Here is a 7,978-nt window from a genome sequence, read left to right on the forward strand (position 1 = left end):
CCGGGTGCTCGCGCCCGGCGGCCGTCTCGTCGTGCACGCCGGGTCCGTCACCACCCGCCCCCGTGTCTTCTGGACGGTCGCCGCGACCCTGCGCGCGGCCGGGCTCGCCGCCACCCCCTACCGCGTCCTCGGCCACGACCCCGGCTTCCGGGCGGGCCCCGACCGCTCGGCGGGCGCGCCCGAGGCCCCGCACGACTGGGGCTTCCTGCTCGCCGCCGCGGGCCGCGCGTCCCCACCCCTGCGCCTCGATGCGACGGTCCCCGTCGCCACCCTCACCCCGGCCGCCCTCGCGGCGGACCGGCGGGCGGCCGAGCGGATCCGGATCGGGGGGCTGCCCGCCTCCACCCTGATCCATCCGCGGTACTGAGCAGGTGCCCCCTTCGGCGAGGGTACGATCCGCCCGCTCCTGGGTAGGCTCAGCCGACATGGAGCACCAGGTCTTCGTCCCGGTCCCGGCCGACCGCCTCGCCACGGCACTCGCCGACCCCGCGCGCGTCGCCCGGGCCGTCCCCGGGCTCCAGCAGGACGCCGGCGCCCCACCCGTCGCCGGGCGCCTCAAACTGCGCGTCGGCGGACACTCCGTCACCTATCGCGGCACCGCGCGGGTGCTCGCCCGGGAGGACGGCACGTACACCGTCGAGGGCGACGCCACCGAGGCCCGCGGCGGCGGCGCGGTCAAGCTCGCCCTCACCCTGCGCCTCGCGGACGCCGAGGGCGGTACGACGGTCACGGCCGAGGGCGGCGCGGACGCCTCGGGACGGATCACGGAGCTTCCCGCGGACACGGTCGCCGCGGCCGCGGCCCGGCTGCTGACCCGGTTCCTGGAAGCGCTCGGGGAGCGCGCGGAGGAGCCGGGGACGGGGGCGGAGGAGGCGCCGGAGGCCGGGCGCGCGTCCGTTTTCGACACCGAGATTCCGCCATCCTCGCTCGAACCCGAGCCGGACGACGCGCGCGCCGAGGAGGGCGCGCGCGAGCCGGCCGAGGGCGTGGAGAGCCCCGCGGACGACTTCACCGACACCGGCGTACCGCCCGCCGAGGCGGCCCACGCCCGCCGCACGATGATCGGCCGCAGCGCGGAGGAGGTCGACCACGCCCCGCCGCGCGGCCGCTATGCCCCGGTACCCGCCCCGCAGACCGTTTCGGCGAACCAGGCGCTCAAGTGGGCCGCCCCGGCAGCGGCGTTGGCGGTGGCGTCGGCGATCGTGGTGGGGCGGGCACTGCGCAGACGCCGCTGACCGCACGCCCCGAGAGGGGGCGCGGAGCCGGGTCCGATTCGCGGCTCCGCCGCACGGGCGCGATCAGCCACCGGCGCACCGAAGCCGTACATCCGACCGCACCACCCCAGTACTGTCGTCCCGTGAGTAACGAAGACATCACGCTGACCGCGGGCGACGCGGAGGTGATCGTGCGGCCCGGGAACGGCGGCCGCATCGGTGGACTGAGGATCGGCGGCACCCAACTGCTGCGGCAGGGCGACCGCTTCGGCTGCTTCCCGATGGTCCCCTGGGCCGGCCGCATCCGCGACGGCCGGTTCCTGGACGGCGGCATCGTCCGCCAGCTGCCCCTGAACTCCCCGCCGCACGCCATCCACGGCACGGCCCGCGACGGCGCCTGGCGCACCGCGCGCGTCACCGGGCACGAGGCGGTGATCACACACGAGCTGACCGCCCCCTGGCCGCACTCCGGCCGCGTCACCCAGATCGTCGCGCTCGCCGAGGACAGCCTGACGCTGACGATGGCCGTGGAGACGTACGACGACTCCTTCCCGGCGCAGATCGGCTGGCACCCCTGGTTCCACCGCACCCTCGACGGTGTGGACGTAGCCCTGGACTTCACGCCCGGCTGGCAGGAGGAGCGCGGCGCCGACCATCTGCCCACCGGCAACCGGATCGACCCGAAGCCGGGCCCCTGGGACGACTGCTTCGGGATGCCCGGCGGCGTCGACGTCACGCTCACCTGGCCGGGCCTGCTGGAGCTGAAGGTGGCGAGCCGCGAGGAGTGGGCGGTGGTCTACGACGAGCAGGACGAGGCCGTCTGCGTGGAGCCCCAGACCGGGCCGCCCAACGGGCTGAACACCTGCCCGCGCCTGGTCACGCCCCTGGAGCCGCTGGAGGCGACCACCACCTGGAGCTGGCGGCGCCTTTAAGCTGGCCGCATGAGCGACGTACGCGCTGAGCTGCTTCAGCAGATCAAGGACAAGGCCGTGGTGCACGGCAAGGTGACCCTCTCCTCGGGTCTGGAGGCCGACTACTACGTCGATCTGCGCCGCGTGACCCTGGACGGCGAGGCCGCCCCGCTGGTCGGCCAGGTGCTGCTGGACCTCACCGAGGACCTGGAGTTCGACGCGGTGGGCGGGCTCACCATGGGCGCCGACCCGGTCGCGGCCGCCATGCTGCACGCGGCCGCCGCGCGCGGGCGCCGGCTGGACGCCTTCGTGGTCCGCAAGGCCGCCAAGGCGCACGGGATGCAGCGCAGGGTCGAGGGCCCGGAGATCAGGGGCCGCCGGGTCGTGGTGGTCGAGGACACCTCCACCACCGGCGGTTCCCCGCTGACCGCCGTGGAGGCGGTGCGCGAGGCCGGTGCCGAGGTCGTCGCCGTCGCGACCATCGTGGACCGGGCGACCGGCGCCGCCGAGAAGATCGAGGCCGGCGCGGGGGTGCCGTACCGTTTCGCCTTCTCGAAGGATGAACTGGGTCTGGACTGACACGCCCCTTTGACCTGGACTTGGGGGGCGACGTGCGTCACCCCCCGTCTGGAAGGATGGGGGACCGACGACGACGTCACCCACCAGGTCTAGGGCCTTTCTTTCGGATCAGGTCGGCCGCGGGCAACGGCCCCTCTCGGCTGACCTGAGCGGGGTCTGGTGCGTGCAGCTGCAAGGCGGAGGAGGGAGTCGACGCGGAGCGTCGGCGATTGACGACAACGCCGCAGATGTGCGTGCCAGACCCCGCGATCCCGACAAGATCCGGAAGAGAGGCCCTGGGTCAGGGCCGTACGCAGAACCCACCCGCAACACAAGGAGCGGACAGATGCCCATCGCAACCCCCGAGGTCTACGCCGAGATGCTCGACCGGGCGAAGGCAGGCAAGTTCGCCTACCCGGCCATCAACGTCACCTCCAGCCAGACCCTGCACGCCGCGCTGCGCGGCTTCGCGGAGGCGGAGAGCGACGGCATCGTCCAGATCTCGACCGGTGGCGCCGAGTTCCTCGGCGGCCAGTACAGCAAGGACATGGTGACCGGCGCGGTCGCGCTCGCCGAGTTCGCGCACATCGTCGCGGAGAAGTACCCGGTCAACATCGCGCTGCACACCGACCACTGCCCGAAGGACAAGCTCGACGGGTACGTCCGTCCGCTGATCGCCCTGTCCAAGAAGCGCGTCGACGCCGGTCTCACCCCGCTGTTCCAGTCGCACATGTGGGACGGCTCCGCCGAGACCCTCGGTGACAACCTGGAGATCGCGCAGGAGCTGCTGGAGCAGGCCCGCGCCGCCCGGATCATCCTGGAGGTGGAGATCACCCCGACCGGTGGTGAGGAGGACGGCGTCTCGCACGAGATCAACGACTCCCTGTACACCACGGTCGACGACGCGATCCGTACGGCGGAGGCGCTCGGCCTCGGCGAGAAGGGCCGCTATCTGCTGGCCGCGTCCTTCGGCAATGTGCACGGCGTGTACAAGCCGGGCAACGTCGTGCTCCGCCCGGAGCTGCTGAAGGAGCTCAACGAGGGTGTGGCCGCGCGGTTCGGCAAGGAGTCCCCGTTCGACTTCGTCTTCCACGGCGGCTCCGGCTCCAGCGAGGAGGAGATCCGCACCGCGCTTGAGAACGGCGTGGTGAAGATGAACCTGGACACCGACACCCAGTACGCCTTCACCCGTCCCGTCGCCGGCCACATGTTCGCCCACTACGACGGCGTCCTGAAGGTCGACGGCGAGGTCGGCGACAAGAAGTCCTACGACCCGCGCACCTGGGGCAAGCTGGCCGAGGCGGGCATGGCCGCGCGCGTCGTGGAGGCCACGCAGCACCTGCGCTCCGCGGGCAACAAGATCAAGTAAGCGCTCGGGCGCCGGTCACGGCGTCCACGGCGCTCACGGCGTCCACGGTGGACTTGGCGGCTTTTCGAGCCGCCGGGTCCGCCGTATCGCTGTATATGTGGGGCATGCCCGAAGTCCGGCTCGGCTCGTCCCGGGGCAGATGGATCCTGCTCACCACGGTGCTCGGCTCCAGCATGGCCATGCTGGACTCGACCGTCGTCAATGTGGCGCTGCCCCGCATCGGCCGCGATCTGAACGCGAGCCTCGGCGCCCTGCAATGGACCGTGAACGCGTACATGGTCACGCTGGCCGGGCTGATCCTGCTCGGCGGCTCCCTCGGCGACCGCTACGGCCGCCGGCGGATCTTCGTGCTCGGGGTGGTCTGGTTCGCCGCCGCCTCCCTGCTGTGCGGCATCGCGCCGAACTCCGTGCTGCTGATCGCGGCGCGCGCCCTCCAGGGCGTCGGCGGGGCGCTGCTCACCCCCGGCTCGCTCGCGCTGATCCAGGCGTCCTTCCATCCCGACGACCGCAGCCGGGCCGTCGGCCTGTGGTCCGGGTTCGGCGGGATCGGCGCGGCGGTCGGCCCCTTCCTGGGCGGCTGGCTGGTTTCCGGGCCCGGCTGGCGCTGGGTGTTCCTGCTCAATGTGCCGCTCGCCCTGCTCTGCGCGCCGGTGGCCCTGCGCCATGTCCCGGAGTCGGCCGACGAGAACGCGCACGGCCGTTTCGACGTCCTCGGCGCGGTGCTTGGCGCGCTGTCGCTGGCGCTGCTGACGTACGCGCTCATCGAGGCGCAGGGGGGTACGGCGGCGGTGGTGGTGAGCGCGGTGCTGGGCCTCGCCGCGGCGGCCGCGTTCGTGTACGTGGAGCGGCACCGGCCCGACCCCATGCTGCCGCCGGACGTCTTCGCCTCACGGCAGTTCACCGCGGTCAACCTGGTCACGCTGTGCGTGTACGCGGCCTTCGGCGGCTTCTTCTTCCTCACCGCGCTCCAGTTGCAGGTGGCGGTCGGCTGGTCGCCGCTGGTCGCGGGGACGGCGCTGCTGCCGACCACCATCCTGATGCTGCTGTTCTCCTCCGCCTCGGGCGCGCTGTCCGACCGCACGGGCCCGCGGCTGCCGCTCACCGTCGGGCCGCTGCTGTGCGCGGTCGCGATGCTGCTGATGCTGCGCGTCGGGCCGGGGGCGAACTATCTGACCGACGTGCTCCCCGCGCTGCTGGTCATGGGCGCCGGCATGGTCACCCTCGTCGCCCCCCTCACCGCCACGGTCCTCGCCTCCGTCGACACCGCCCGCGCGGGCGTCGCCAGCGGCATCAACAACGCGGCGGCCCGGGCGGCGGGCCTGGTGGCGGTGGCGGCGCTGCCGCTGCTGGCCGGGATGGGGCCGGACGCGTACCGCTCCGCGTCGGCCTTCGACGCCTCCTTCGACCGGGCCATGCCGATCTGCGCGGGCGTCCTGGTACTGGGCTCGGTCCTCGCGTTCTTCCTGGTCACCGGGCGTCCGACAGCGGGATGCCAGCATCCGGAGCGGCATACACACTGCTCGCTGACGGCGCCGCCGCTGGAGGGGGAGCGGGCCGGTCCGTAGCCGTCCCTCAGGGGTTTTCGCCGCCGTCCCCCAGGGGTTCTCCCGGACGCGGACGCCGGTACGCGAGACTGAACCCATGACCATTCACGAGAACCTGCTCGGCGGGCCGCCCCCGACCCACCTCCCCGATGACCCGGAACCCCGTGAGCAGCTGGCCCAGGGCACCGCGCCGGCGGACGTCGCCGCGCAGCACCCCACCTCCTCCCTCGCGTGGGCGCAGCTCGCCGACGACGCCTTCGAGCGCGGCTCCGTCGTGGAGTCGTACGCCTACGCCCGTACGGGCTACCACCGCGGCCTCGACTCCCTGCGCCGCAGCGGCTGGAAGGGCCACGGCCCGGTTCCCTGGGAGCACGAGCCCAACCGCGGCTTCCTGCGCGCCCTGCACGCCCTCGCCCGCGCCGCCCAGGCCATCGGCGAGCAGGAGGAGTACGAGCGCTGCGCCCAGTTCCTGAAGGACTCCTCGCCGACCGCGGCCTCGACCCTCGGCTGAGACACGGTGTGTCACCTGTGTGGCCCGTCTGGCAACAGGCGGGCCTTGCCGTACCCGGGGTGATTGCGGAGGATGCGAGTGGGGACCGGGGCCCCCGTGCCGGCATCGGCAGGGGCGGACCGCTACCCGTAGCAACAACAGGAGACAGCGATGTCCCAACAGGCTCACCCCCACGAGGCCGCTGAGCCCGAGACCCCGCATCTCGACTTCGCGGGCACGACGCCGTACGAGGACTACGTCCGCGCGGACCTGCTCACCCACCTCCAGCACACCCTCTCCGACGACCCCGGCGAGATGGTCTTCCTGGTCACCACCCAGGTGATGGAGCTGTGGTTCACGGTGCTCGTGCACGAGTGGGAGACCGCCGCGAAGGCGCTGCGCTCGGACGACGTCCCCACGGCGATCGCCGCGCTGAAGCGTTCCGTGCGCGAGCTGGAGGCCCTGAACGCCTCCTGGACCCCGCTCGCCGGTCTCACCCCCGCCCAGTTCAACTCCTACCGCGCCGCCCTCGGCGAGGGCTCCGGCTTCCAGTCGGCGATGTACCGGCGGCTGGAGTTCCTGCTCGGCGAGAAGTCCGCGTCCATGCTCGTCCCGCACCGCGGCGCCCACCGCGCGCACGCGGAACTGGAGAAGGCGCTGCACGAGCCCAGCCTCTACGACGAGGTGCTGCGGCTGCTGGCCCGCCGGGGCCACGCGATCCCGGCCGAGGTCCTGGACCGCGACGTCGCCCAGCGCCATGAGCCCGTCCCCGCCGTCGAACAGGTCTGGACGGAGATCTACTCCGGCGACCAGGACGGCGAACTCGTCCGTCTCGGCGAGGCGTTGACCGACGTGGCCGAGCTGGTGTGGCGCTGGCGCAACGACCATCTGGTCGCCACCCGCCGCGCGATGGGCTCCAAGACCGGCACCGGCGGCTCCGCCGGGGTGGCCTGGCTGGAGAAGCGCGCCCGCAAGAACGTGTTCCCCGAGCTGTGGACGGCCCGGTCCTATGTCTGAACTCACCTTGCAGGCGAAGGAACTGGACGCGGCGGACGCGCTGGCACCGGTGCGGTCCCGCTTCCTCCTCGACGACGTCGTCTACCTCGACGGCAACTCGCTGGGCGCGCTGCCCGCGCATGTCCCGGACCGGATCGCGGACGTCGTGCGCCGCGAGTGGGGCGAGCTGCGGATCCGCTCCTGGCAGGAGAGCGGCTGGTGGACCGCGCCCGAGCGGATCGGCGACCGGATCGCTCCGCTGATCGGGGCGGCGCCGGGGCAGGTCGTGGTCGGCGACTCCACCAGCGTCAATGTGTTCAAGGCGGTCGTGGCCGCGGCACGGATGGCGGGCGAGGACCGCACCGAGATCCTGGTGGACGCCGGCACGTTCCCCACGGACGGCTATATCGCCGAGTCGGCGGCCCGCCTGACCGGCCACACCCTGCGCGCGGTGCCGCCCGCCGAGGTGCCGGACGCGCTCGGGCCCCGTACGGCGGCGGTGCTGCTCAACCATGTCGACTACCGCACCGGGCGGCTGCACGACCTGCCCTCGCTCACCGCGGCGATCCATGCCGCGGGCGCGCTCGCGGTGTGGGACCTGTGCCACAGCGCGGGCGCGCTGCCGGTGGGGCTCGACGCGCACGGGGTCGATCTCGCGGTCGGCTGCACCTACAAGTACCTGAACGGTGGCCCCGGTTCACCGGCGTTCCTGTACGTCCGCCGCGAGCTCCAGCCCCGCTTCGACTCCCCGCTGCCCGGCTGGAACTCCCATGCCGAGCCCTTCGGGATGAAGCCGTCCTATGATCCGGCGCCGGGCGCGGTGCGCGGCCGTGTCGGTACGCCGGACATCCTCTCCATGCTGTCGCTGGAGGCGGCGCTGGAGGTCTGGGAGGGCG

General features: G+C 73.0%; 8 protein-coding genes and 1 pseudogene. All 9 read left to right on the forward strand.

The window, feature by feature from the left end; genetic code table 11:
- Positions 1-367 (forward strand): annotated as a pseudogene (locus tag CCN72_RS38925) (spermidine synthase); the annotation flags it as partial.
- Between the two features lie 58 nt (positions 368-425).
- Complete coding sequence (locus CCN72_RS09255) at positions 426-1,235, forward strand: SRPBCC family protein (protein WP_086807089.1); 810 nt, start codon at positions 426-428, stop codon at positions 1,233-1,235.
- A gap of 122 nt (positions 1,236-1,357) precedes the next feature.
- A complete protein-coding gene (locus CCN72_RS09260; protein ID WP_086807090.1) occupies positions 1,358-2,146 on the forward strand; it encodes an aldose epimerase family protein in 789 nt (262 codons plus the stop codon).
- Positions 2,147-2,155: 9 nt separating this feature from the next.
- The gene (pyrE, locus tag CCN72_RS09265; protein ID WP_037658405.1) at positions 2,156-2,704 is read left to right on the forward strand and encodes an orotate phosphoribosyltransferase; all 549 of its coding nucleotides are present in this window, start codon (positions 2,156-2,158) and stop codon (positions 2,702-2,704) included.
- A gap of 325 nt (positions 2,705-3,029) precedes the next feature.
- The gene (gene fbaA / locus CCN72_RS09270) at positions 3,030-4,052 is read left to right on the forward strand and encodes a class II fructose-bisphosphate aldolase (RefSeq protein WP_085565794.1); all 1,023 of its coding nucleotides are present in this window, start codon (positions 3,030-3,032) and stop codon (positions 4,050-4,052) included.
- Positions 4,053-4,156: 104 nt separating this feature from the next.
- Entirely contained in the window at positions 4,157-5,617 is a 1,461-nt protein-coding gene (locus CCN72_RS09275) for an MFS transporter (RefSeq protein ID WP_086807091.1), read from the forward strand.
- Positions 5,618-5,693: 76 nt separating this feature from the next.
- Complete coding sequence (locus tag CCN72_RS09280; protein ID WP_037658410.1) at positions 5,694-6,107, forward strand: DUF3151 domain-containing protein; 414 nt, start codon at positions 5,694-5,696, stop codon at positions 6,105-6,107.
- 150 nt (positions 6,108-6,257) lie between these two features.
- Positions 6,258-7,103 carry a tryptophan 2,3-dioxygenase family protein gene (locus CCN72_RS09285; RefSeq protein WP_086807092.1) on the forward strand — a complete coding sequence of 282 codons (846 nt, stop codon included), beginning with the start codon at positions 6,258-6,260 and terminating at the stop codon, positions 7,101-7,103.
- Positions 7,096-7,978 (forward strand): aminotransferase class V-fold PLP-dependent enzyme (locus CCN72_RS09290; protein WP_086807093.1); only part of this gene is annotated, 883 nt, incomplete at its 3' end. The genes CCN72_RS09285 and CCN72_RS09290, both read left to right, overlap by 8 nt.

Source organism: Streptomyces murinus (assembly GCF_002154555.1).
GTDB classification, from domain to species: domain Bacteria; phylum Actinomycetota; class Actinomycetes; order Streptomycetales; family Streptomycetaceae; genus Streptomyces; species Streptomyces murinus.